Source organism: Pedobacter cryotolerans (genome assembly GCF_005116475.1).
Taxonomy (GTDB): Bacteria; Bacteroidota; Bacteroidia; order Sphingobacteriales; family Sphingobacteriaceae; genus Pedobacter; species Pedobacter cryotolerans.
In genome coordinates this window covers 18,847-43,355 of the sequence record NZ_SWBO01000008.1, presented here as the reverse complement: position 1 = coordinate 43,355, position 24,509 = coordinate 18,847, and the positions used below count along the sequence as shown (strand labels likewise).

General features: G+C 33.4%; 24 protein-coding genes. 10 read left to right on the top strand and 14 right to left on the bottom strand.

Annotated features, from left to right (window positions below; all coding sequences use genetic code 11):
- The first annotated feature begins 59 nt into the window (after window positions 1–59).
- Window positions 60–524, top strand: coding sequence for an SRPBCC family protein (locus tag FA045_RS13660; protein ID WP_136877644.1), 465 nt, complete (start codon window positions 60–62; stop codon window positions 522–524).
- 27 nt (window positions 525–551) lie between these two features.
- On the opposite strand, the gene FA045_RS13655 is transcribed toward FA045_RS13660, so the two are convergent.
- From FA045_RS13655 to FA045_RS13635, 5 genes are read right to left on the bottom strand one after another with little or no spacing between them, the layout of a single operon-like run.
- Window positions 552–1,163, bottom strand: coding sequence for a hypothetical protein (locus FA045_RS13655; RefSeq protein WP_136877643.1), 612 nt, complete (start codon window positions 1,161–1,163; stop codon window positions 552–554).
- Between the two features lies 1 nt (window position 1,164).
- Complete coding sequence (gene bioA, locus FA045_RS13650) at window positions 1,165–2,433, bottom strand: adenosylmethionine--8-amino-7-oxononanoate transaminase (RefSeq protein WP_136877642.1); 1,269 nt, start codon at window positions 2,431–2,433, stop codon at window positions 1,165–1,167.
- Between the two features lie 3 nt (window positions 2,434–2,436).
- Window positions 2,437–3,273 carry a CPBP family intramembrane glutamic endopeptidase gene (locus tag FA045_RS13645; RefSeq protein ID WP_169305063.1) on the bottom strand — a complete coding sequence of 279 codons (837 nt, stop codon included), beginning with the start codon at window positions 3,271–3,273 and terminating at the stop codon, window positions 2,437–2,439.
- Between the two features lie 30 nt (window positions 3,274–3,303).
- A complete protein-coding gene (locus FA045_RS13640) occupies window positions 3,304–3,738 on the bottom strand; it encodes an NUDIX domain-containing protein (RefSeq protein WP_136877640.1) in 435 nt (144 codons plus the stop codon).
- The gene (locus FA045_RS13635; RefSeq protein WP_394347476.1) at window positions 3,735–4,658 is read right to left on the bottom strand and encodes a cation diffusion facilitator family transporter; all 924 of its coding nucleotides are present in this window, start codon (window positions 4,656–4,658) and stop codon (window positions 3,735–3,737) included. The genes FA045_RS13640 and FA045_RS13635 overlap by 4 nt, the downstream gene beginning before the upstream one ends.
- Before the next feature lie 169 nt (window positions 4,659–4,827).
- Between FA045_RS13635 and FA045_RS13630 the strand changes: the two genes are divergently transcribed.
- Window positions 4,828–6,024 carry a pyridoxal phosphate-dependent aminotransferase gene (locus FA045_RS13630; RefSeq protein WP_205943157.1) on the top strand — a complete coding sequence of 399 codons (1,197 nt, stop codon included), beginning with the start codon at window positions 4,828–4,830 and terminating at the stop codon, window positions 6,022–6,024.
- A gap of 138 nt (window positions 6,025–6,162) precedes the next feature.
- On the opposite strand, the gene FA045_RS13625 is transcribed toward FA045_RS13630, so the two are convergent.
- Window positions 6,163–7,407 carry an ABC transporter permease gene (locus FA045_RS13625; RefSeq protein ID WP_136877638.1) on the bottom strand — a complete coding sequence of 415 codons (1,245 nt, stop codon included), beginning with the start codon at window positions 7,405–7,407 and terminating at the stop codon, window positions 6,163–6,165.
- A 501-nt stretch (window positions 7,408–7,908) separates the two neighbouring features.
- On the opposite strand from FA045_RS13625, the gene queA reads away from it, so the two are divergent.
- Both queA and FA045_RS13615 read left to right on the top strand, forming a co-directional pair.
- Window positions 7,909–8,958, top strand: coding sequence for a tRNA preQ1(34) S-adenosylmethionine ribosyltransferase-isomerase QueA (gene queA / locus FA045_RS13620; protein WP_136877637.1), 1,050 nt, complete (start codon window positions 7,909–7,911; stop codon window positions 8,956–8,958).
- Window positions 8,959–9,040: 82 nt separating this feature from the next.
- A complete protein-coding gene (locus tag FA045_RS13615; protein ID WP_136877636.1) occupies window positions 9,041–9,706 on the top strand; it encodes a 2-C-methyl-D-erythritol 4-phosphate cytidylyltransferase in 666 nt (221 codons plus the stop codon).
- Between the two features lie 50 nt (window positions 9,707–9,756).
- Here the strand turns inward: FA045_RS13615 and FA045_RS13610 are convergent, their stop codons facing one another.
- The 7 genes from FA045_RS13610 to FA045_RS13580 form a co-directional block, all read right to left on the bottom strand.
- The gene (locus FA045_RS13610; RefSeq protein ID WP_136877635.1) at window positions 9,757–9,909 is read right to left on the bottom strand and encodes a lmo0937 family membrane protein; all 153 of its coding nucleotides are present in this window, start codon (window positions 9,907–9,909) and stop codon (window positions 9,757–9,759) included.
- A 22-nt stretch (window positions 9,910–9,931) separates the two neighbouring features.
- Window positions 9,932–10,084: a lmo0937 family membrane protein gene (locus FA045_RS13605; protein WP_136877634.1), complete on the bottom strand. Its 153-nt coding sequence runs from the start codon at window positions 10,082–10,084 to the stop codon at window positions 9,932–9,934.
- Between the two features lie 139 nt (window positions 10,085–10,223).
- Window positions 10,224–10,445: a DUF2795 domain-containing protein gene (locus tag FA045_RS13600; RefSeq protein ID WP_008240955.1), complete on the bottom strand. Its 222-nt coding sequence runs from the start codon at window positions 10,443–10,445 to the stop codon at window positions 10,224–10,226.
- Window positions 10,446–10,531: 86 nt separating this feature from the next.
- Window positions 10,532–11,080, bottom strand: coding sequence for a cob(I)yrinic acid a,c-diamide adenosyltransferase (locus FA045_RS13595; protein ID WP_136877633.1), 549 nt, complete (start codon window positions 11,078–11,080; stop codon window positions 10,532–10,534).
- A 71-nt stretch (window positions 11,081–11,151) separates the two neighbouring features.
- Window positions 11,152–11,910, bottom strand: a complete 759-nt coding sequence (locus FA045_RS13590; RefSeq protein WP_136877632.1) for an ABC transporter ATP-binding protein — start codon at window positions 11,908–11,910, stop codon at window positions 11,152–11,154.
- 122 nt (window positions 11,911–12,032) lie between these two features.
- Entirely contained in the window at window positions 12,033–12,323 is a 291-nt protein-coding gene (gene gatC / locus FA045_RS13585) for an Asp-tRNA(Asn)/Glu-tRNA(Gln) amidotransferase subunit GatC (protein ID WP_136877631.1), read from the bottom strand.
- The gene (locus tag FA045_RS13580; protein WP_136877630.1) at window positions 12,323–13,042 is read right to left on the bottom strand and encodes a lysophospholipid acyltransferase family protein; all 720 of its coding nucleotides are present in this window, start codon (window positions 13,040–13,042) and stop codon (window positions 12,323–12,325) included. Before FA045_RS13580 ends, gatC begins: the two co-directional genes overlap by 1 nt.
- A gap of 581 nt (window positions 13,043–13,623) precedes the next feature.
- On the opposite strand from FA045_RS13580, the gene trpS reads away from it, so the two are divergent.
- The 4 genes from trpS (at window position 13,624) to FA045_RS13560 (ending at window position 16,715) form a co-directional block, all read left to right on the top strand.
- The gene (trpS, locus tag FA045_RS13575; RefSeq protein ID WP_136877629.1) at window positions 13,624–14,622 is read left to right on the top strand and encodes a tryptophan--tRNA ligase; all 999 of its coding nucleotides are present in this window, start codon (window positions 13,624–13,626) and stop codon (window positions 14,620–14,622) included.
- 94 nt (window positions 14,623–14,716) lie between these two features.
- A complete protein-coding gene (locus FA045_RS13570; RefSeq protein ID WP_136877628.1) occupies window positions 14,717–15,343 on the top strand; it encodes a deoxynucleoside kinase in 627 nt (208 codons plus the stop codon).
- Window positions 15,344–15,383: 40 nt separating this feature from the next.
- Window positions 15,384–16,154 (top strand): 3-deoxy-manno-octulosonate cytidylyltransferase, encoded by a 771-nt coding sequence (gene kdsB / locus FA045_RS13565; RefSeq protein ID WP_136877627.1) that lies wholly within the window; start codon window positions 15,384–15,386, stop codon window positions 16,152–16,154.
- Between the two features lie 36 nt (window positions 16,155–16,190).
- On the top strand, window positions 16,191–16,715 hold the full coding sequence (locus FA045_RS13560) for a hypothetical protein (protein ID WP_136877626.1): 525 nt from the start codon (window positions 16,191–16,193) through the stop codon (window positions 16,713–16,715).
- Here FA045_RS13560 and FA045_RS13555 read toward each other — a convergent pair.
- Window positions 16,712–19,603: a triple tyrosine motif-containing protein gene (locus FA045_RS13555; protein ID WP_136877625.1), complete on the bottom strand. Its 2,892-nt coding sequence runs from the start codon at window positions 19,601–19,603 to the stop codon at window positions 16,712–16,714. The genes FA045_RS13560 and FA045_RS13555 overlap by 4 nt on opposite strands.
- Window positions 19,604–19,877: 274 nt before the next feature.
- On the opposite strand from FA045_RS13555, the gene FA045_RS13550 reads away from it, so the two are divergent.
- On the top strand, window positions 19,878–22,979 hold the full coding sequence (locus tag FA045_RS13550) for a SusC/RagA family TonB-linked outer membrane protein (protein ID WP_136877624.1): 3,102 nt from the start codon (window positions 19,878–19,880) through the stop codon (window positions 22,977–22,979).
- 9 nt (window positions 22,980–22,988) lie between these two features.
- Entirely contained in the window at window positions 22,989–24,500 is a 1,512-nt protein-coding gene (locus FA045_RS13545; protein WP_136877623.1) for a RagB/SusD family nutrient uptake outer membrane protein, read from the top strand.
- Window positions 24,501–24,509: the final 9 nt, after the last annotated feature.

Below are 24,509 nucleotides of genomic sequence, written 5' to 3'. Positions count from 1 at the left end.
AAAATATCACCTCATAAAAGATTTGCAATTAAATAAGGTCGCAAAAGCATTAAATAAAAATGACTGAAATAATTCTCTTAACCTCCATCAATGCTCCTATCCAAATGGTATTTAATTGTGCAAGAAGTATAGATATTCATCAGTTATCTACCGCAAAAACAAATGAAAAGGCAATTGCGGGTAAAACAAGTGGTTTATGCGAGCTAGGTGACGAAGTAACTTGGCGAGCTAAACATTTTGGTATTTATCAAACCTTAAGTTCTAAAATAACCAAGCTAAAAGAGCCATTATACTTTCAAGATTGTATGGTAAAAGGCGCTTTTAGTTTTATCAAACATGATCATTTTTTTGAAGAAACAGATGGAATAGTTTTAATGAAAGATGTGTTTACTTATGGTGTACCTTATGGAATATTTGGGAAATTATTTAATAGAATTATTTTGAAGAAATACATGACTAATTTGCTAGTCGAAAGAAATAGAGTGATTAAGGAAGTAGCTGAAAAGCAAACTGTGTTGTGCTAATCTAATATTACCTTCAAAAATAAAATCTTAACTAGCAATCTCCATTTCCAAACCCATCATCCAATCTGTAAACATTTGCTGCTCAATTTTAATGATTTCGTTTGCATGTTTTTCCCAGTCAAGAGAGAACTCTCTTAATTGATTGAGCATCTCTTCCAGATGACCTTCTTCTTCTAAAATAATAGATTTAACTGTTACGCGACTTTGCTTAGCAGTTAAAATATCTTGGTAAATAGGATAAAGTTCATCTGCCCTAACTTCTATAGCATAAGTAACAAATAAGTAAGCAGCGAATTTTAAATCGTAACCTGATAAATTGAAATGTTGTTTTAAATACCTACAAACTTTAACATCTAGGTTGTTAAGGTAATATTTAGTGTGGTTAGGTGCTAACAACTCTGCATTGCTATAGGTTTTACATACATTTTCATCGAGCTTTGCTAACTGTTTTTTAAGGTAATAAGCATGGCGATGTTCTTCTGCAGCATGTTTTAAAATCAATAAAGTAACTTCTTCTTTATGTTCTGATGCTGATATCTTTTTAGCACCTGCATTTTCCATATAAGACAAAGTATTTAACCACTTGGAATGCAAGATATTATCGCTAACTATATTTTCTAAAACTGAGACTAATTGCATATTAAATTTCTTCTAAAGCTTGTTGTATTGAATTGTAAATGTACGCCAAATCATCATTTGAAATGACATAAGGAGGTAAGATATAAATGATGTTACCTAAAGGACGAAGGATGATCCCTTTATTTAAAAAATAATTGTAAAGTTGATCTCTTAAGCCATTTAAATAAGAAGTATCATCACCTGTTTGCCATTCTATTGCTATAATGGTTCCAGTTTGACGAATTGTTTTAACTTTTGGATGTTTTTCTATTTGCTTAAAAAACTGCTGATGCTGGTTTTCTATTCTTTTGATGTTGGCTAAAGTTTCTGGCGCTAATAAAATATCTAAACTTGCCAACGAAGCAGCACATGCCACCGGATTAGCGGTAAAGGAATGCCCGTGATATAAGGTTTTCAATTTATCTTCACTTAAAAAAGCCTCAAATATTTTATGGTTACAGGTGGTTACACCCAATGGCATAGTGCCGCCAGTTAAACCTTTACTTAAGCAAAAAATATCTGGGTTATTGCTTAGTTGTTCGCACGCAAAATAAGTTCCTGTTCTACCAAATCCCGTCATTACTTCATCGGCAATGGTTAAAATATCATTCGCTTTGCAGGCAGCTAAAAGTTCATCGAGATATTTAGCCTCATACATTAGCATTCCGCTAGCACCCAAAATTAAAGGTTCGAAAATGAAACAACACAACTGAGATTTGAGATTTGAGATTTGAGATTTGAGATTTTCAATATTACCAGCATTTGGCAAATCTATAAACTCAACATCAAACAATAACTCATTAAAAGGATTGGTAAAAATGCTTCTACCACTAACAGACATAGCGCCAAATGTATCGCCATGGTAAGCATCTTTAAACGCTAATATTTTAGTTTTTTTAGTATGTCCTGAGTTGCTCCAATACTGCAAACACATCTTCAATGCTACCTCAACAGCTGTTGAACCATTATCGGTATAAAAAACCTTTTCTTGTTTACCAGGCAATAATGGCAAAAGTCTTTCTGCTAATTGCACGGCTGGCTCATGTGTAAAACCTGCAAAAATTACATGTTCTAACTCTGTTAATTGTTTAGCAACTTTTTGTGCAATATGTGGGTGTGCATGACCATGAATATTTACCCACCAAGAAGAAACTGCATCTATATATTTATTACCATCCTCATCAAACAAATACACACCTTCTCCCCTTTTTATAGGAATTGGCTGCTGTGCATTTTTCATTTGCGTGTAAGGATGCCAGATTACCTTTTGATCTCTTTCTATTAAACTCATGTGCTATTCCTCTACTATTAAATTTTCTTTAGGCATTATGGGTTCAAATTTGTTTTTTACAAGCAACCATATAATTAGCAAAATTAATAGGATTGAACAAAAAATAGAACCCTCTATGCCAAAAGTACCACCAGATAAATATTCGTCACCAACTGGTTTAGCTGTTAGCAAACCTGGAGAATTAGTACCACTTACTTTGTAACCTAACAAAGTACCTTGCGCAAAATTCCAACTAAAATGGATACCAATTGCCCAACTTATATTTTTCTTTAACAAGGTGAAAATCGAAAATAATGCACCAGCCAAAGTAATATTCAGCATGGCTAACCAAGTAAAACCTGGATTACTCATGTGTACAAAGCCAAAAAGTAATCCGTTAATGATGATGGCAAAAAGAAAATGATATCGCTCTGCAAAAACAAATAATGGGATTGTTCTAAACATCAACTCTTCGAATACGGATACTAGTAGAAAAAATAATAAATATCCTAAAAAAACAGCAACACTAATTTTCCCTAAGCTAAAATCTACAAAGCCTAATAAAAATAATATTGCTCCTGCTATTAAAATGAGAATTAAACCGATTCCAGTACCTTTTAAAAACCCACTTAAAGCATGCTCTTTTTCAACAAAAACATCTTTAAAATTTATAGTTGGAAAAGTTTGGAACATCATCAGTAATGCTGAAATAACAACAATAACCAATGCTCCTTCTAAAACCAAATCAGATAATATAGAATCTTTTGGGATGGTGATAAACTCCATTTGAGCAATCAATCCAAATGGCAATAAACAGATAAAGATGAAAAATATAAATAGAATGATCTTTAGCAGTGGCATTATGTTATGCAGTATCCTTTCTCCCATTTCTTAAATTCTCTTTTTTAACATTTCAACTACTGTTTTATCGGTTTTAAAAGTTACATCATCAGCTTTTAAATCATCAATTTTAATCCATCTAAAAGATTGACAAGAACCTTCGTCGAAATCAAAAACTTGCGTTTTAAACTTTAATGTTAAGGGTTTTATTTCCTTTATTAAATAGTAAACACTAATTACCTGACTATCATTAAATGATGATTTTTCGTAAAAATCTGTTGTGTAAAAATGTTCGATAACTTCTATCTCGGCTGTGCATTCTTCTACAAATTCGCGTTTTAAGGCATCAATTAAACCTTCGCCTAACTCAACACCACCACCTGGAAATTTCGAAAAACACTGAGCATATTCAAACTCATCACTTACCAAAACCTCATTTCGGTTATTTATTAGCAATCCATAAACCCTTAGGTTAAAATAACTCATTGGCTAAAGTGTTTTTGGTTTTTAGTAACGTTTTCCATGTTCCAACCTATTTCTCTTTTAAAATCTTCTTGCCTTACCTTGCAGTTAGGCATTTTGCAGTAATTACAGCAAGCAGGCAAGCAAGGGTCTGCATGTATAAAAAGCTCAGTTTCATGAGATCCTGAAACATTAATCAATTGATCGATATTGGATATTTGTTGATGAACTTCATTTAAATCGAAATAATATGGAAGCGTAACATGGCAATCAATATGTAAGTCTGGACCGTACTGCTGTGCTCGCAAATTATGTACATCAATCCAACTTTCTTGTCTATTTTCTTGTAAAATCACTACAATATCTTTAACCAATTCTATGTTACTTTCATCCATTAAGCCACCAACCGATTTTCGTGTTAGCTTATAACCATTAAATACGATGTAACAACCTAAAGCAATTGATATCGCACTATCTAGCCAAAATATTTGAGTTGTATAAATAATGATAATACCGATTACTAATCCAGCACTGCTTATCGCATCAGTTAATAGATGTTTACCATCTGCTTCTAAAGTTAAAGATCTATGCCTTTTCCCAGTTTTTATTAAATAAAAGCCTATTGCCAAATTAATGATGCCTGTTATGGCTATAATTATTGCTCCATCAAAAAGTTGTTTAATTTCTTTCGGATAAAAAAAATCGTAACTAGACTTAAAAATGATAATTATTCCGGCTATACCAATTAAAACACCCTCTACAAAAGCAGAAAAAAACTCAACTTTTCCATGTCCATACGGATGATTTTCATCCTTAGGTAACGTACTTAAATAAATGCTATAAAAAGCAAATGCACTAGCAATTACATTTACAATACTTTCTGCAGCATCGGTTAAAATGGCATTAGAGTTGGTAATAAAATAAGCAACAAATTTGGCTAGCATTAAAACAATGCTCACACAAAGTGAAATTAGGATGGCTTTTTTTTTCGGCTGCAATTTTATCGATCTTGAGCCCCAAAAGTACAGTTTAACCCTGTAATTTTAATAAAAACAATCTTTTTTATTGCCTAATAGCGATTGGTTTTTATATTTGCGCAATCACAAAATTATTATGGCAGTTTTATCGCAAAGAATCAACAACTTATCAGAGTCAGCTACACTTAAAATGACCAAACTTGGTCGCGAATTAGCAGCAAAAGGAATTAACATTATTAGTTTAAGTATTGGCGAGCCAGACTTTAACACACCAGATCACGTTAAAGAGGCCGCTAAAAAAGCGCTTGATGAAAACTGGACACGTTATTCTCCAGTACCTGGCTATCCAGAATTAAGACAAGCTATTGTAAATAAATTAAAGAAAGAAAATAATTTAGATTACGATATCTCGCAAATTGTAGTATCAACTGGTGCTAAACAATCGCTATCAAATGTTATTTTAACTTTAATTAATCCAGGTGAAGAAGTAATTATTCCAACGCCTTATTGGGTTTCTTATTCAGAAATGGTAGTATTGGCCGAAGGTAAATCTGTTTATATAGATACAGATATCGAAAGCGATTTTAAAATCACACCAGAACAATTAGAAGCTGCAATTACGCCAAAAACTAAGCTTTTCATGTTCTCGTCTCCATGTAATCCTACAGGTTCAGTTTACAGCAAAGAAGAATTAGCAGGTTTGGTTAAAGTTTTTGAAAAACATCCAGATGTTTACATTTTATCTGATGAAATTTATGAGCACATCAACTTTATCGATAAACATGAATCTATAGCACAATTTGACAGCATTAAAGACCGCGTAATTATTGTAAATGGTTTTTCTAAAGCTTTTGCCATGACGGGTTGGAGATTAGGATACATTGCTGCAAATAAAGAAATTGCTGCTGCAAATGACAAAATGCAAGGTCAAACCACTTCTGGAACATGTTCTATTGCACAACGTGCTGGTATAGTGGCCTACGAGCAAGGTTTAGAAACGGTTCTTGAGATGAAAAAATCTTTTGCTAGACGTAGACAATTGGTTTTCGACTTATTAAATGAAATACCAGGTGTTAAAACCAATATGCCAGATGGAGCTTTCTATTTTTTCCCAGAAATTAGTTCTTTCTTTGGTAAAAAAGATGCAGAAGGCAATGTTATTAAAGACTCTGCAGATTTGGCTTTGTATTTATTAAATGTTGGTCACGTAGCAACAGTTGGCGGCGATTCATTCGGTAACAACAATTATATCCGCCTTTCTTACGCAGCATCAGACGAGAGCTTGGTTGAAGCCTTAAGAAGAATTAAAGAAGCATTAGGTAAATTGAGTTAAGTGCATCAATCTTCCGATGACTACTTAACTATAAAATCTTATAATGAGCACAAAAAAGAGCCTTGCAATTTTGCAAGGCTCTTTTTTTCGATAAATCTATTTGTAATTTGGCAAAGTCCACTTTAGGAGATTTAGGGGTTAAGACCTAATAGCTTCCACCGGATCTAACCTAGATGCTGCAAATGCTGGCCAAAAACCTGCAATTAATCCAATTGCAACAGACCAGCCAATTCCACTTAAAATATTTTTAAAGTAGAGAATAATCTCTACATCTACTGCGTAAGTAAATACGAGTGTTAAAATATAAACCAAACCTAAACCCAATAAACCACCCATTAAACAGAGCGCAACTGCTTCGAGCACAAATTGCAATAAAATAAAGTAATTTTTAGCACCTAATGATTTTTGTATGCCGATGATATTTGTTCTTTCTTTAACAGAAACAAACATGATATTTGCAATACCAAAACCGCCAACTAAAACCGAAAAACCACCAATAATTAGTCCTGCAATATCTACCACACCAAACATAATATCTAACTGATTACTCAACATCGTAGTTTTATTTAAAGAGAAATCATCTTCTTCACCAGGTTTTAATCGATGAATTGATCTCATCAAACCTTTCAGTTCACTTTCTACTTCTTCTAAAGCAATATTTTCTTTACCCCTAACCGTAACCTGTGGATTGTATCTTTCACTATTCACATCGAAAATTCCTTTAGCTAAATTTAATGGAATGAGCACATTTTTATCTTGAGACATGCCCATCATATCTTCACCTTCTTTTTTGTAAACACCAATAACAGTAACTCTCCTACCCATTACTTTTATTTGTTTACCTATCGGGTTACTATTATCAAATAGCCCTTCAGCTATCTCTGCACCTAAAATACAAACAGGCGAGCCATATTGACTTTCGCTCGCCGTAAAATACCTTCCGTCTTGAAATTCCAAATCCCAAGTTTTACTATATTCATGTGAGGCTGCATTTATATTTGCACCATCAACAGAATTACTTGCATATTTAATAGTTCTATTGCTGGCATTCACTTCATAGCAAACTCCAACAGCCATATCCATCCTGTCTTTTAAGCCATTGTAATCTCTTAATGATGGCTCAGGTCTGTTTACGTATTTCCACCACGGAAAATTATCATTAAAAACCCATGGCCATTTTTGTACAAATAATGTGTTAGAACCTAATTTATCAACACTGCTCTGTATTTTATCTCGCATGGTATCAACGCCTGTAGATACCGCAATAATGATAAAAATACCAATTGTTATACCCAAAAGAGATAATGCAGTTCTTAATTTATTTTGGCGTAAAGCATCCCAAGCAAACCTGAAACTCTCACCTATAAGTCTAAATATCATCATAGTATTGTTTAGACCAAATTTACCTAAAAAGGTTACAAGAGTTAGAGTATATTAATAAAAATACATTCAATTTAAAAAAATCACATTTACTATAGAGGTAAACTTCTATTTAATTTTTTTGAAGAGCAAGAGCAGTGCAAAAATTTAGGCTACACCTGCTATTCGTTTCAATCTTTTTGTATGCTGCGCATTTAAACAAAAAGTATTTACACTCCTATCAGGTCTAAAAAATTGGGCCAATGCAATTAAAACCCCTCATAGTAGTAAAAGCTTAGCCACCTAAACCTGATGGAAATGAAAAGCTTTTGTTTGATTAGGGTGAGTGAATGGGCTTAAAACAAAACTTGTAATTTACAGCAGTACTATATTAAGCTAAAAGCACTGCGTTATCTTTTCAAAATAAATTTAAAATTGAGTTAGTTCGTGTAACAGTGTAATATAAATTACAAAAAAAGAATTATAATTTGTAAATTTGCGCCCTAATTTACTACATTAATAAACATGAAGTTATCTCAATTTAAGTTTAATTTACCAGAATCGCTTTTAGCGAATACGCCTGCAGAACAAAGAGACGAAGCCCGTTTAATGGTTTTGCACAAGGATAGTGGTAAAATTGAGCATAAGATTTTTAAAGACGTTTTAGGATATTTTGATGATAAGGATGTAATGATTCTTAACAACACAAAAGTTTTTCCAGCTCGTTTATACGGTAATAAAGAAAAAACTGGCGCAACGATAGAAGTTTTCTTACTTCGCGAGTTAAACAAAGAGTTACGTTTATGGGATGTTTTAGTAGATCCTGCTCGTAAAATTCGCGTTGGCAATAAACTATATTTTGGTGATAATGATTTATTAGTTGCCGAAGTTGTAGATAACACTACATCAAGAGGTCGTACTATACGTTTCTTATTTGATGGCACAGACGAAGAATTTAGAAAAAATGTGGAAATTTTAGGTGAAACTCCACTTCCTAAATACATTAAACGTAAAGCTACAGAACAAGATAAAGAGCGTTATCAAACTATTTTTGCTAAACATGAAGGTGCTGTTGCAGCTCCAACTGCTGGTTTACACTTTAGCAGAGAGTTAATGAAACGTTTAGAATTAAAAGGTGTAGATTTTGCTGAAGTTACCTTACACGTTGGTTTGGGTACATTTAGAGCAGTTGAAGTTGAAGATTTAACTAAACATAAAATGGATTCAGAGCAATTCATCATCGAACAAAAAGATGCTGATATTGTTAACAACGCATTAGACCATAAAAGAAGAATTTGTGCAGTAGGTACAACTTCTATGCGTGCCATCGAATCTGCAGTTTCATCAAATAGAAAATTAAAATCTGCTAACGATTGGACAAGTAAATTCATCTTTCCTCCTTATGATTTTAGCATTGCAAATTGCATGATTACCAACTTTCACACACCAGAGTCTACTTTATTAATGATGGTAAGTGCATTTGGTGGTTACGAAAATGTAATGAATGCTTACCAAGTTGCGTTAAAAGAAAAATATCGTTTCTACAGTTATGGAGATGCGATGTTGATTATATAGATTGTAGAATTGAGATATGAGATTTGAGACTTAGTCAATATAAACTCATATCTCATATCTATCTTCTCACATCTCAAGAAAAATGAAATACTATGCAATAATAGTTGCTGGTGGTTCTGGCACTAGGATGCAAACCACAATTGCTAAACAATTTTTATTGCTTAAGAACAAACCCGTGCTTATGCACACTCTTTTAGCTTTTGCTAACAGTTCTTACAAACCTCAACTTATTTTAGTACTTAATGCCAACCTAGTATCATATTGGGATGAACTTTGTTTGAAACATAACTTTGATTTGCCACACCTTGTTATTGCTGGTGGCGATCAACGCTTTCATTCGGTTAGAAACGGACTGATGGCTATTAAAGATGATGGAATTATTGCTATACATGATGCAGTTAGGCCTTTAGTTAGCCATAAATTAATTGATAATGCTTATCAAACCGCCCAAGAACTAGGTAACGCAATTGCTGCAATTAAACCAAGCGACTCGGTTAGAAAGTTGCTATCTAAAACAAATAGCGAAATTGTAAATAGAGATGAATTGGTGTTGGTGCAAACCCCACAAACCTTTCATATTAACCAGTTAAGAACAGCTTATCAGCAACATTACGAACCAACATTTACAGATGATGCATCTGTAGTTGAGCGTGCTGGTTTTAAGATTAATTTAATTGAAGGAGAGAGAAATAACTTTAAAATTACCTATCAAGAAGATTTAGAGTTAGCTAATTTTTTAATCAAATAAAAAAAGAGAAACTATATAGCTTCTCTTTTTCATTAACTGCTTAGATTTATTTATGCAGCCCCTCTTATTACTTTTAAGATTACAGCAATAATTGCAATAACCAATAATGTGTGTATAATACCTCCGGTATAAAAACCTCCTAAGAAGCTGATTGCCCAAATAATTACTAATATTACTGCGATGATATAAAGTAGATTTCCCATAATTTCTATATTTTTTATATGTTTAAGCTGCTCCTCTAATTACTCTTAAGATAATAGCGATAATTGCAATTACCAATAATGTATGTATAATACCACCAGTATAATAACCTCCTAAGAAGCTAATTGCCCAAATGATGACTAAGATTACTGCGATGATGTAAAGTAGATTTCCCATGATGATTTTTTTTTAAATTGATTAATAAGTATGATTATAATTTGTTTAATTTCTAACCATTAACAACTTCAATCTCTAAATTGTTCTAGGAAATAAAAAAAGTCTCGAATTTCTTCGAGACTTTTAATTTTATGATTTTTTAGTATTCATCTTCGTTAAAGAAGAAATCATCTTTTGTGGGATAATCTGGCCAAATTTCTTCTATTGTTTCATAAGGCTCACCGTCATCTTCTAAGGCTTGTAAATTCTCTATCACCTCTACAGGTGCACCAGAACGAATACCATAATCAATTAATTCGTCTTTTGTTGCAGGCCATGGAGCGTCTTCCAAGTGCGATGCCAATTCTAATGTCCAATACATATTATTCTTATTAAATTATTCTATTTTCTATTTGCGCAAAAGTATGGTAAAAAAAATGAGCAAAACAAATATTTTTTTCCACTATTTTAAAGTCGTGGCAGCCAAACGTTTTCCTGCGTTTTAGCATCTGCACTCAGTTTTCGTGCCAAAACAAACAAATAATCGCTTAATCTGTTCAAATAGATTGTAATATTGCTGTCAACAAAACTTTCTTCTGCTAAATGAACTGTTAATCGCTCTGCTCTACGGCAAACACAACGTGCTAAATGACAATAAGATACAGTTGTATTTCCACCAGGTAATATAAAATGTTTTAGCGCTGGCAATTGTTCATTCATATTGTCCATTTCTTTTTCTAACAGCGTAATGTCAGTTGCCAAAAGATCAGGAATTTTCATTTTAGACTTTTCTGGGTCAGAGGCTAACGAAGATCCAATTGTGAATAACCTATCTTGAATTTCTTTTAAAACCGATTGATGATGAGTATCAATATCCTGACACATGATTAAACCGATGTACGAATTTAGTTCATCAACCGTACCGTAACTTTCTATTCTGAGGTGATATTTAGGAACTCGAGTACCGCCTATTAGTGAAGTTTGGCCTTTATCTCCTGTTTTAGTGTATATCTTCATATTGAGATTTGAGATATGAGACGTGAGATGTGAGATGTGAATTGTCTCAAATCTCAATACTCAAATCTATTTTAAACTATACTTTCAAAATCATCGCCTTTATCTTTTAAATGAGATAAACGTGGCGAAACTGTTTTTATGTCATCATTAATATAATCCTTTTCAATCAAACCATCACGCATCCGAACAATTCTATGGGCATGCTGAGCAATGTCTTCTTCATGGGTAACCAAAATAATGGTATTTCCTTTACTATGTATTTCCTCTAACAAACCCATAATCTCAATCGAGGTTTTGGTATCTAAATTACCTGTAGGTTCATCGGCCAATATAATAGATGGATTATTGATTAAAGCTCTTGCAACTGCCACACGTTGGCGCTGACCACCCGAAAGCTCATTCGGTTTGTGCGTAATACGATTACCTAAACCAACATTTTCTAATGCTTTTGTAGCTCTTTCATCACGCTCACGCTTACCGGCTCCGGCATAAATTAATGGCAATGCCACATTATCTAATGAGGTAGAACGTGGCAACAAATTAAACGTTTGAAAAACAAACCCTATTTCTTTATTTCTTACCTCTGCCAATTCATTATCAGTCATCTGACTTACGTTGGTGCCATTTAAAATATAATCACCTTTGCTTGGTGTATCTAAACAGCCTAAAATATTCATTAAAGTAGATTTACCAGAACCAGATGGACCCATTAAAGCAACAAATTCTCCTTTATTAATATCTAAACTTACAGATTTTAATGCATGAATAACTTCAGAACCAATAACGTATTTACGTCCAATATCTTTAATGTGGATAAGTGCTTTTTGCATTTTTGTTGCTAATTTATGTGATGTAGCCGTTCGGTTTTACCAAATCTAATAAAATCTTAACAGCTGCATTGTGTTTTGTTTTTTTAGACCACCCTACCCCTTCAATTGTTACATCAATCAGTCTATTTTTCGATAATTTTTGGCACAAAGAAATAATTTTCATTATGCTTTGCCGAGTTTTTTAAACCATCAGCAACGGTTATTTCTTGCTTTGCAACATCTTCTCGCCAAACATTAACTTCCTCGTTCATGTAAACTAATGGTTTTACACCAGTTGTATCTAGTTCATTTAACTTTTCCATAAACGTTAAAATTTTGTTCATTTCTTCAGTTAAACCACTAATTTCTTCTTCTTTTATTTCAATTCTAGCTAAATCGGCAACTTTTATAACTGTTTCTTTATCTATCGTCATTACTTTAATTTGCTATTAATTTTATTAAAAACTTCGTCTTTTAAAACATCAGCGCTTTCTGTTGCTAATATAACGGTTGAAATTGGTTCATGCACATAAACTTTTCCAATCCCAGGTTTCGTTCCATATCTTGAGCCATCATCCCACATCAAATGCCAAACATTAATGCTAACCGGCACAATTGGTATATCATGTTCAATGGCCAATCTAAACGGCCCATTTTTAAATTCATGTAATTTTGGCGGGTACAAATCATCTATTTTACCTTCCGGAAAAATGATTAAACTCATGCCATTATCTAAATTTTCTCCAGCTTTTTTAAATGCCCTAAAGGCAGAAATTTTGCTTTCTCTTGCAACAGCCACATCAATTGTGCTAAAAAACAAACCTAAAACTGGGTTTTTGGTTAACTCTTCTTTACCCATAAAATGAAAACGCCCTTTTGCAAGTAGACAGAATAAAACAATATCTAAGTTAGAGGTATGGTTTGCGCAATAAATATAAGTTTGATCTCCCAAAGGCTTTTCGAACTCAAAGCTAAAATACACCCCACATAAAGCTGTACCTAAAAAAGAGTGGATCGTTCTAAACCTATTGAGCAACAAATACCTGCTCGGTTTACGACTGCCCCAATAATATACAGGCCAAAAAAGGAAGAAGAAAAATAATATCCAGAAAATAAAATAAAAGAAGTGCAACTTCTTTAGCAGCTTAATCATTGTTTCAAAAGTACAAAATATGCTAAACCATTTTTCATTTTTTTGAAAAACTATGGCAGTAGTTTATGGCAAAAGCAGCCCCGCCCTTTGTTACAATAACCCAAAAAAGGTGAGCAGAGTAATGCTTGTGCTCGAATTGGGTTATTTTCACTTCGGTCGGGTTTATATTACAAAGTTTGTAGTTCTTTTGAATTGTTAAAAGCTAGGTGCGTGATAATGTTCTGTGTGTCACAAACCACAGTGAGGAGTACGATGGGTCGGAAAGGTAAACTCTATAACGCACTATATAAATGCAACCTATTTAGGAAAACCCGAGTTAACTAGACCCGACAAAATGTAAAGCCCGGAGGTGAGGAACGAGCCGAGGACTTGCCTGCCTGCGGTAGGCAGGAAATGATGGCGGGATTATCGTAACCGATGAGCAATGAACACGCTCTTCAAAAAAATCAAACAACCAATGAACAAATGTTGAGCAAGCGAAATCCCTACTTCTCTGGAAACCAATTTAATTTTTAAACTATAATGAACAAAAAGTAAATAATTAAATTCCATGTTTAGGTTTTTTCTTAATTTCGGCAATTATGAAAGAAACAGTAGTGAGCGGCATACGTTCTACAGGCAAATTACATTTAGGAAACTATTTCGGAGCCTTAAAAAACTTTGTACAAATGCAAAATGAGTACAACTGTTATTTTTTTATTGCCGATTTACATTCTTTAACCACTCACCCTACGCCAGCAGATTTACATGGTAATGTTAAAAATGTTTTGGTAGAATATTTGGCTTGTGGTATTGATCCAGAAGAATCAACAATCTACATACAATCTGACGTTCCAGAAATTGCCGAGTTGTATTTGTATTTGAACATGAATGCTTACATGGGCGAATTGGAGCGTAGTGCATCATTTAAAGATAAAGTTAGAGCCACTCCAGATAATGTAAATGCTGGTTTATTAACTTACCCTGTTTTAATGGCTGCTGATATTTTAATACACAAAGCCACAAAAGTACCTGTTGGTAAAGATCAAGAACAGCATTTAGAAATGGCACGTACTTTTGGTAACCGTTTCAATAGATTATATAATCAAGATTATTTCCCAGAGCCTTATGCTTTTAGCTACTCTAAAAACTTAGTAAAAGTACCAGGCTTAGATGGAAAAGGTAAAATGGGTAAATCTGAAGGTGAGGGCAATGTAATTAACTTATCAGATTCGCCAGAAGTTATTCGTAAAAAAGTAGCAAGAGCCGTTACTGATGGCGGACCAACGGCTGAGTTTCAAGAAAAACCAGAAGCGATACAGAATTTATTCGATTTAATGAAAATTGTTTCTTCTGAAGATACTTTAGCGCATTTTGATGAGCAATACAATAAAATGGCTATCCGTTACGGCGATTTTAAAAAACAATTGGCAGAAGATATGATTGTTACTACAACCCCAATGCGTGAAAAGATTAGCGAAATTGCTGCAGATACTGCTTTTTTACGACAGGTTGCCAGACATGGTGCTTTAAAAGCAAGAGAAAGCGCACAAAAAACCATTAGAGAAGTAAGAGAATTAATTGGGTTTAGAAGTTTTTAATTGATAGATTTGAGATGTGAGAAGTTAGATTTGAGAACGCTTATCTATACTCATATCTCATATCTCATATCTAATATCTCATATCTAAAAATATATGCATATAGCAATAGTTGGAAATATTGGTGCCGGTAAAACAACATTAACTAGCTTACTGGCCAAAAATTACGGATGGGAAGCTTTATATGAAGCGGTAGATAACAATCCGTATTTAGAGGATTTTTACAGCGATATGAAGCGTTGGAGTTTTAATCTTCAAATTTATTTCTTAAACAGTCGCTTTCAGCAGATTGTAGAGATTGAAACAAACAAACGCAACGTAATCCAAGATCGTACAATTTACGAAGACGCTCACATTTTTGCAGAAAATTTGCATGAAATGGGTTTAATGACTTCTCGTGATCATGATAATTATAGAGCTATTTTTAGCAATATTACCTCATTTATAAAACCACCAGATTTGCTGGTTTATTTAAGAGCTTCGGTACCAACGTTGGTAAATAATATACAACGCCGTGGTAGAGAATACGAAGCAAGTATTAGAATTGATTATTTATCGAAACTTAACGAAAAATACGAAGCCTGGATTAAAGATTATAGTTTGGGAAAACTTTTGATTTTAGATAAAGACAAACTCGATTTTACCAACAATCCTGAAGATTTGGGTATAGTTATTCAATCTATAGAAGCTGAGATTAACGGATTATTCCCCCCGACCCCATAAAAGGGGAGTTTTTAATTCGAGTAATTTTATGGCGGAAAACATGAACGATAAAAATACGAAGTCTGATTTGGAAGGTTTAGGGCTTAAAACTTTAGGCATTATTCCTGCTCGCTACGCTTCTACTCGTTTTCCGGCTAAACCCTTGGTTGATATTGCTGGTAAAACAATGATACAGCGTGTTTATGAACAAGCCAAAAAATGTGATTTGGATGAGGTTGTTGTAGCAACAGATGATGTTAGAATATCGACTGTTATTGAAGCGTTTGGTGGTAAAGTGATTATGACGAGTACCGAACACCAAAGCGGGACTGACCGTTGCGCAGAAGTGGCAAAAAAACTAACTGGATACGATGTAATTATAAACATACAAGGTGATGAACCTTTTATAGACCCTACTCAAATTGCTTTGGTTCGTTCTTGCTTTACTGATAAAAACATTCAACTAGCTACTTTAATTAAAGAAATTCATACTGATGAGGAGCTTTTTAATCCAAATATCCCTAAAGTTGTTATAAACTCAAATCAGCAAGCCATTTATTTTAGCCGCCAACCTATCCCTTACATTCGCAATGCGGAAAAGAAAGAAGATTGGGCTACTTCTCACCAATTTTACAAACATATTGGTATTTACGGATACACTACGGCAACTTTACTGGCAATTACTCAACTTAAACCTTCATCCTTAGAACTTGCCGAAAGTTTAGAACAGTTAAGATGGCTCGAAAATGGCTATCAAATCCAAACAAAAGTTACAGGCATAGAAACTATTGCCATTGATACTCCAGAAGATTTGCAAAAAATTGTTTTTTAAGATATTTTTTTATCTTAGAGCAAATTCAAATGTGCAATGAAGAAAATCTACCTATTGTCTTTTTTGTTTCTGCTTTGTTTTGCTGCTTGTAAAAATGATAAAAAAGTAGAAGCTATAACTGAAATGTCTAAAACATTTGCTTTTAGTGATACGCTTAAATTAGATACTTTTAAAGTTGCTTTGACGGGTCAAAAATCTGCCGATATGATGTTAAATTTTACCATAAAAAATTTTAATGGTAAAAAAATCTATCAAAAAAGTTTAACAGCAACGGAGCTTTTAAAAAGCTATTTAGACAGCGAGGACTTGAAAAAGGAAAATGATAAAATTGCTTTCATTAACAAACAGATTAACGCCTTTTTTACCGAAGAACACTTTCTTGAGCCTGCCGTTACCGAACAGCAAGAATTAGACACCAATACACCAGATGAAGCTTTTTACAATGAACTTAAGCAAACCCAATTTAATGGTTTTTATTATAGCTTAGGCAAAGATAAAAGTATTTATATCGCTTGGTCTACAAAAGAACAAAGAGTAAAAACCTATTATAAATGTTGTTAAGTGATTTTTACAGCATTATTTAACAAGTAATCAAAAAGATTTACTTCAGGTTTTAATCCTAATTTTTTTCTTAACCTATATCTGCTAACTTCTACTGCTCTTGGTGTAATATTTAATAATTGAGCAATTTCTTTAGATGATAAGTTTAATTTTAGGTAGGCACAAAGTTTTAAATCACTCGGACTTAAATTGGGAAAATTAACTTTTAAATTAGTTAAAAAGTTAGCATGTACATGATCAAAATGTATGGCAAATTGATTCCAATCGTTATCTAATTTTTTAGCCTCGTTAAGTAGTCTAATTACTTTCTTTAAATCGTTGGCAGTATCCTTACTTGTAGTTTCTTGCATAAGGGGCAAAAGTTCGTCGCCAATTTTAGATAACAATTTACCTCTTTGTACCAAATGCATTGTTGTAGTTGCTAGCTCTTTGTTTTTGAACTCTACATCAGCTTCCAATTGTTTTTTCTGCAGCTTAGTTATCTGTTGCTCGTTTCTTTCTATCTCTAATTGATGTTTTTGTCTTAATTTATCTTGTTGCCTTAAATGCTCTTTTTCTTGTAATTTGATTAATAAATAAACTAAACAGCTGAAAACCAAAAAATAAAAAACATAAGCTAAATTACTATTGTACCATGGTGCCGAGATTGCAAAACTATAGCTTGTAGGTTCAGATTCGTTACCCAAATTATTTCTTGCCTTGACAAAAAACGTATACTTTCCATGTGGTAAATTGGTATAATCTTTCTCACTTTTACTGCTCCATGTAGACCATTCATCATCGTAACCCTTTAATTGATAGCTATATTCTATATTTTCCTTTTGCTCAAATAGTGTTGATGCATATTCGAAATGCATGGAATTGAACTCGTAAGAAAGTTTTTTAGTTTCATTTTTTTCTTTACTGTAATATCCACCAAAAAATATACTATCAGTTTTACCAATAATTTTTATTTGTCCAAGTAGTACATTAGGTTTATAAATATTAGCGGCATACTTCCGATAATCAATATGTATTAATCCTTTATTTGCTCCTATAAATATATTCCTATCATTATATGGATATATATTTTCGAAACCAGCTAATATTTTTGCTGTAAGCTCTGGAAACTCAACTATAGTAAAGTTTTTAATATCATTTTTCTGCTTAAAATCTATTACCCCAACACGCTTTTCTGATACAAACCATACATTTCCATCCTTATCCTCAGTTAAAAGTTGAATTGATAAGTTCTTAAACATTGGTCTAAATAAAGCACTCTGATAAAATCTCTTTATGGCTGCATCATATTGGTAAATACCATCTGCAGTTGCCGCCACAATTTTTCCTTTAATTTTAAAAATATAGTTGTACAGCGTTTTCGGTAAACCATCATTTTTTGTTAATAAAGTTGTTTTAATAATCTTTTGCCTATCTGCAGATATGTCTAATTTATAAATACCCCTGTAAGGATGTGATGCCCACACACAATTTAACTGATGATCTACTGCGATAAATCTTAATGGCTCATTTAATGCTGATAGTGTACCTTTAGTACTGAATGTACCATTTTTATAATCTATTAATTCTAAGCCCGTATAAGTGCCTGCAACCACGTAATCATCTTGATTATTTTTAGATAAGGAAGCAAATAACCAAGTACCCAAACCGCTATATAATTGGCTAGCGCTATAATTATTTACCACATAACCACCATCTTCATTTGCTAATAATAAATGTTTGTTTACTTCTGTTAAACCCCAAGTTTGACCCTTTGAATTTTCGACCTCGGTAAATTTAGTTTGCAAATTGCTAAAATCTTCTGCATTTAAATCAATTGGGGCGGCTAAAAGCCCGTTAGAAGTACCGATGTAGAGTTTACTGTTAAAAATTTTGGTTGCATAACTAGAAACTTGCTTATTCCTATCGGGATAAATATGTTTAATTGCACTATTAAAAGCAATAAAAGAAATACCATCATCTAATCCTAACCATAAATTTTGGTGCTGATCTAACAATACACTTCTGATGTTATTATTATTTAAGCCTTCAGCATAAGAAAATTGTCGCTCTATTACACCTTGCTTGTTAATAACTAGCAAAGCAGAAGAAGTGGTTCCTAATGCATACAAATTTTCGTTGATCCTTAATGCACAATTAATCCTATCGTTAGCAAATACCCTATCATTAATTGTCCTTTTTTCTATGAGTTTATTCCCTTTCAATAAAAACAAACCGTCCTTTAGTGTAGTAATTAATAAGGTATCAGCACTGTATGGCAAAATTGCGGTTATTGTACTATTTAAAATCCTCTTATCATCACACTTTATTAACCATTGTCCATTTTTAAAATGTTTTAAGCCAATTTTATTTTCATGCGCAAGTATTTCTTTATTTACAACTCCTGCATATACCCATGCATTTCTAGTTATAAATACATCAATTTTATTGTTTTTAAGTCTAAAAATTTTGTTAACTGTTCTAAAGAATATTTCATCATTTAGTAAGTGTATATCCCAGATATCTGCAAACTGTCTTTCTCCTGCAGGGATTAGATTTTTGATAGAATGAAATATTAATGTTCCACTTTCATTTGGAAAAAAATAACCCAGTTCATCTTGTCCGCCTACATATATTTTTCCATCTGCACTTATTTTAACCGAGCGAACAACGGTTTTATTTGGTAACAGATACGATTTCCAATAAGCACCATTATAAGTAATTAAACCTTCGTTGTTTGCAAAGTAAAGTATGCCATTTTTGTCTTGAGTAATTCCCCAGTTTTGTGTGCCACCCCTGTATTGTAAATTACTAAAGCTGCTTACTTGTGGTAAACCTATTGGCCCTTGTGCTTTAACTGATACAATTGATAAAAAAAGGTATAAAAATAAGAAATAGAGATATCTCATTTGTGCAGACATTAAAAAGTTTATATATGGTTTATTCTTTTATTTCTTAATTAACATGAAGATAGTAAATTTTTAATTGTTGTGGTTAAACATTGCTATTTGAGTTAATTATTAAAGAAAAAAGTTGTTGTTGTATGGGTATTGTAGTAGCTAATTTTTCTCTTATCGAAATAGCTAAACTTATATTTGTTTCATAATCATTGCCAAAAATGTACAATTCACAAGTACAATAAGGTAATACTAGTAACCAAATTATAAACTTAAATTATTTGTTATGAAAGGAAAATCTACGTTCATTCTTTTGCTGTTTTCCATTTTATTTTCTTTGACCTTAAGGGCTCAGGAAATTAATGTGACAGGAAAAGTAACTTCCAAAGACGGCTCACCTATTCCAGGCGTTTCCGTTTTAATCCAAGGCAGCAGAAATGGTGTTGCAACAAACCCAAATGGAGAGTTCAGAATTGCTGTGCCTAAAGCTGGTACAAATTTAGTGTTCTCTTTAATCGGCATGACATCGCAAACGATTGCGGTTAACAACAGTCAACCAATCAATGTTATTTTATTAGATAGCATGAATGATTTAGATCAAGTTGTAGTAGTTGGTTATGGTACACAAAAGAAAAGTGTGGTAACTGGTGCTATTTCTCAGGTTAAAGCATCAGATTTAGAGAATATGCCGGTAATGCGTATTGAGCAATCATTACAAGGTAGAACTTCTGGTTTAACAATAACTACAAGTTCTGGTCAACCTGGTGACGGTGCAACATTACGAATTAGAGGTACTACTTCAATTAACAACAGTGAAGCACTATATATTGTAGATGGAGTGCAAGTTGGTGGTGGTATAGATTATTTAAATCAAGCTGACATTGAATCTATCGAAGTTTTAAAAGATGCAGCATCTGCAGCCATTTATGGTGCTAGAGCAGCAAATGGTGTAATTTTAGTCACAACTAAAAAAGGTAACCGAAATGGAAAAATGAGTGTAAATTATAACACTTATTTAGGTACACAAGCACCAGCAAGAAAGCTAGATTTATTAAATGCTACGCAGTACGCAACATTATATAATGAAGCTCAATTTGCAGCAAATCCTAATGTTGGTACTCCACGTTTTCCAAATCCATCTCAATTTGGACAAGGAACAGATTGGCAAGCAGCTGTTTTTAACAATAGCGCAAAAATTCAAAACCACGAGTTAAGCTTAAGTGGTGGTGGCGAAAAATCTACTTATTATAGTTCATTTGGCTATTTTGATCAAGATGGTATCGTGGCAACAAGTAATTCTCAGTATAAAAGATTTACTGCTCGTTTCAATTCAGATCATCAAATTACTAAAGCTATTAAATTCGGACAAACCATTGGTTACACTCGAGTGAATTCTGTAGGTGTTGGTACAAACACAGAATATGGTTCTCCACTTGGTAGAGCGATAAATATTGATCCATTAACACCAATAGTAGAAACAGATCCTGCTAGAATAAATCTACCTATTTATACTGGTAATCCAGTAGTTAGAAATGCACAAGGTTTACCTTATGGTATTTCAGAATATGCACAATCTGAAATTTTAAATCCTGTTGCAGCATTAGCTGTGGCGCAAGGTAGAGGTTGGTCTGACAAAGTTGTTGCCAATGCTTTTGTTGAAGTTGAACCAATTAAAGGTTTAAAATTAAGATCACAAGGTGGTGTAGATTTAGCTTTTTGGGGTAGTGAAGGCTTCACTCCTATTTATTACTTAAACTCTATTAACCAAACAACAATTACTTCTTACAACAGAAACTCAAACAGAGGTTTATTTTGGTCGTTAGAAAATACAATTAGCTATAATAAACAAATTAACAAGCATAATTTCACAGGGTTAATAGGTTACTCATCTCAAAAAAACAAAGGAGAAACCAATGGCGGTACAAAAGATGGTATTCCTGTAACAAATATTAAAGATGCTTCTTTGCAATTTCCAGTATCAAGAGCTAACGATGTATTTTATGGTGGTGAGTATTTAAATACTTTAAACTCTATATTCGGTCGTCTAACCTATAATTTTGACGAAAAATATTTGTTCACAGGTATTGTCAGAAGAGATGGTTCTTCACGTTTTGGTCCAAATAACAAATTTGGTTATTTCCCATCAGGTTCAGTTGGTTGGGTTGCCAGTAGAGAAAGCTTCTTCCCTCAAAACAACGTTGTAACTTTCTTAAAGTTTAGAGGTTCTTATGGTGTAACTGGTAACGATAACATTGGAGATTTCAGATATTTATCTACAGTAAGTGGTGGTAGAAACTACACTTTAGGTACTTCTGCTGGTTTAAATAACGGAGTTAGTCCAGACGCATTATCAAATCCAGATTTAAGATGGGAAGAAACTTCATCTACAGATATTGGTTTAGATGCGACTTTATTTGGCAAGTTTACCATTACTGCAGATTGGTATCACAAAAAAACTTCTGGTATGTTATTACAAATTGACGTACCTGGTTATGTAGGTAACTCTGGCCCAATTGGTAATATTGCCGATTTATCTAACAGAGGTTTCGAATTAGAACTTGGTTACAACAAACGTATGGGCGAATTTTCTTTCAGAGTTGCTGCTAATGGTTCATTCTTAACTAACAATATTGATTTCTTAGGTGATGAGAAACAATTTTTGGGTGGACAAACAGTTACCCCACAAGGTTTAGAAGTAACTCGTACAATGGTTGGCCATGCAATTGGTTCTTTCTTCGGATATAGAAGCAATGGTTTATTCCAAAATCAAGCAGAAATTAATAACTATAAAAATGCTGGCGGAGCATTAATTCAGCCAAATGCTAAACCTGGTGATATTAAATTTATCGATTTAAATGGCGATGGTTTAATTAGCGATAATGATAGAGAAATCATTGGAGACCCAACTCCAGATTTTACCTATGGTTTTACCTTAAATGCAGCTTACAAAGGATTTGATTTTGTAATGTTAGGTCAAGGAGTTGCTGGTAACCAAGTGTTTAATGCACTAAGAAGATTTGATTTACCTACTGCAAACTACACTACTGCAATTTTAGATAGATGGAGAGGCGAAGGAACAAGTAATGTAACCCCTCGTTTAACCTTACAAGACGACAATAAAAACTACAGTCGCGTATCTAGCCTATTTTTAGAAGATGCGTCTTATTTCAGAATTAAAACCTTACAAGTAGGTTATTCATTACCTACTCAATTGGTTAGCAAAGCTGGATTAAGCAAACTTAGATTTTATGTTATGGCTAACAACTTGGTTACTTTCACTAAATACACAGGTTACGATCCAGAAATTGGTGGTGGTAGTTTTGGTGTAGATCGTGGTTTTTACCCACAAGCAAGAACATTTTTTGCAGGTATAAATGTTGGTTTTTAATAAAATAAAATGATGAAAAATAAATATATCAAATGTACCATCGCAATAGTTGCGATGATGCAGATTTTCGTATCATGTAAAAAAGATTTCCTAGAGCTTACACCAAGAGGTACAGCACTAGAAGACAATTTCTACAAAAATGAAACTGAAGTAATGCAAGGTGTTATTTCTGTGTATGATGTAATGCAATGGGGCACAACAGGTGGTTACACCATGAAAATGCCACTATTAAGTGCCGCATCAGACGATAATTGGGCTGGTGGTAGTAATGCCTCAGATCAACCAAACTGGGTTGCTTATGATAACTTTAACATGGATCCAAGAATTGGCCCACAAGGGGGATTATGGAATAAAAACTTTTCAGGTATCAATCGTGCTAACTTAATTTTAAGCAAAATAGAAGGCGCTACTACTTTAAGTGCTCCCTTTAAAGCCAGAGTAACTGCCGAAGCTAAATTTTTAAGAGCTTACTTTTATTTTGATTTAGTCAGATGGTTCGGAAGAGTTCCATTAATTACAGCAGTTCTTCCTACTGCAGAACTTTATACGCAAAAACAATCAACACCAGCTCAAATTTATGCTCAAATAGAGAAAGATTTAAGAGAAGCGTATCCAAACTTGCCTGCTACTATATCTTCTGCAGAAAAAGGTAGAATTTCTCAAGGTGCAGCAAAAGCGCAACTAGGTAAAGTATTATTGTATCAAAATGACAATACAAAATTAGCAGAAGCAATAACGTTATTTGAAGATGTAAATAAAGTTGGTAATGCTTACGGTTTTTCTTTAGTACCTGTATATGCTGATATCTTTAATCCAGCTAACAAATTCAACAGCGAATCTATTTTAGAAATCCCTCACTCTAACAATGCAGCTTGGGGAGATTGGGGTTGGATTAACGGTGGTGAAGGTAACGTTGGTACCCAGTTTATCGGAATGGATAGCTATAATGGCGATACCTACTCAAGCGGTTGGGGTTTCTGTCCGGTTACATTAGATCTAGTTAATGTGATGAAAACCGATCCTCGCTTTGATGCTACTATTATTGATGGTGCAGCCTTAAAAGCTGGTGGTGCTACATACAATGCTCGTTATCAAAATACCGATTATTTCATTAAAAAATATGCGCCTTTAAAAGCATTCCGCTCTGCGAGTGGTGTAGCTGAGCAAAATTGGCCAATTAATGAAATTGAAATTAGATTAGCTGATACTTATTTAATGCAAGCAGAAGCATTGGTAAAAGCAAACCAAAACCCTACTAGAGCTAAAGAATTATTAGATGCTGTTAGAGGTAGAGTTGGTTTAGCTTCAATCCCTGCCACTTTAGATAATATTTACAACGAACGTAGATTGGAGTTGGCAACAGAAGGTCACCGTTTCTTCGATTTGGTACGTACGGGCACAGCAGTAACTGTTTTAGGTCCGGTAGGATTTAGAGCTAACAAAAGTGAATTGTTGCCAATCCCACAAACAGAAATAGATATTACCAAAGGTATTATTACTCAAAATCCAGGTTATAATTAATCATTAAAA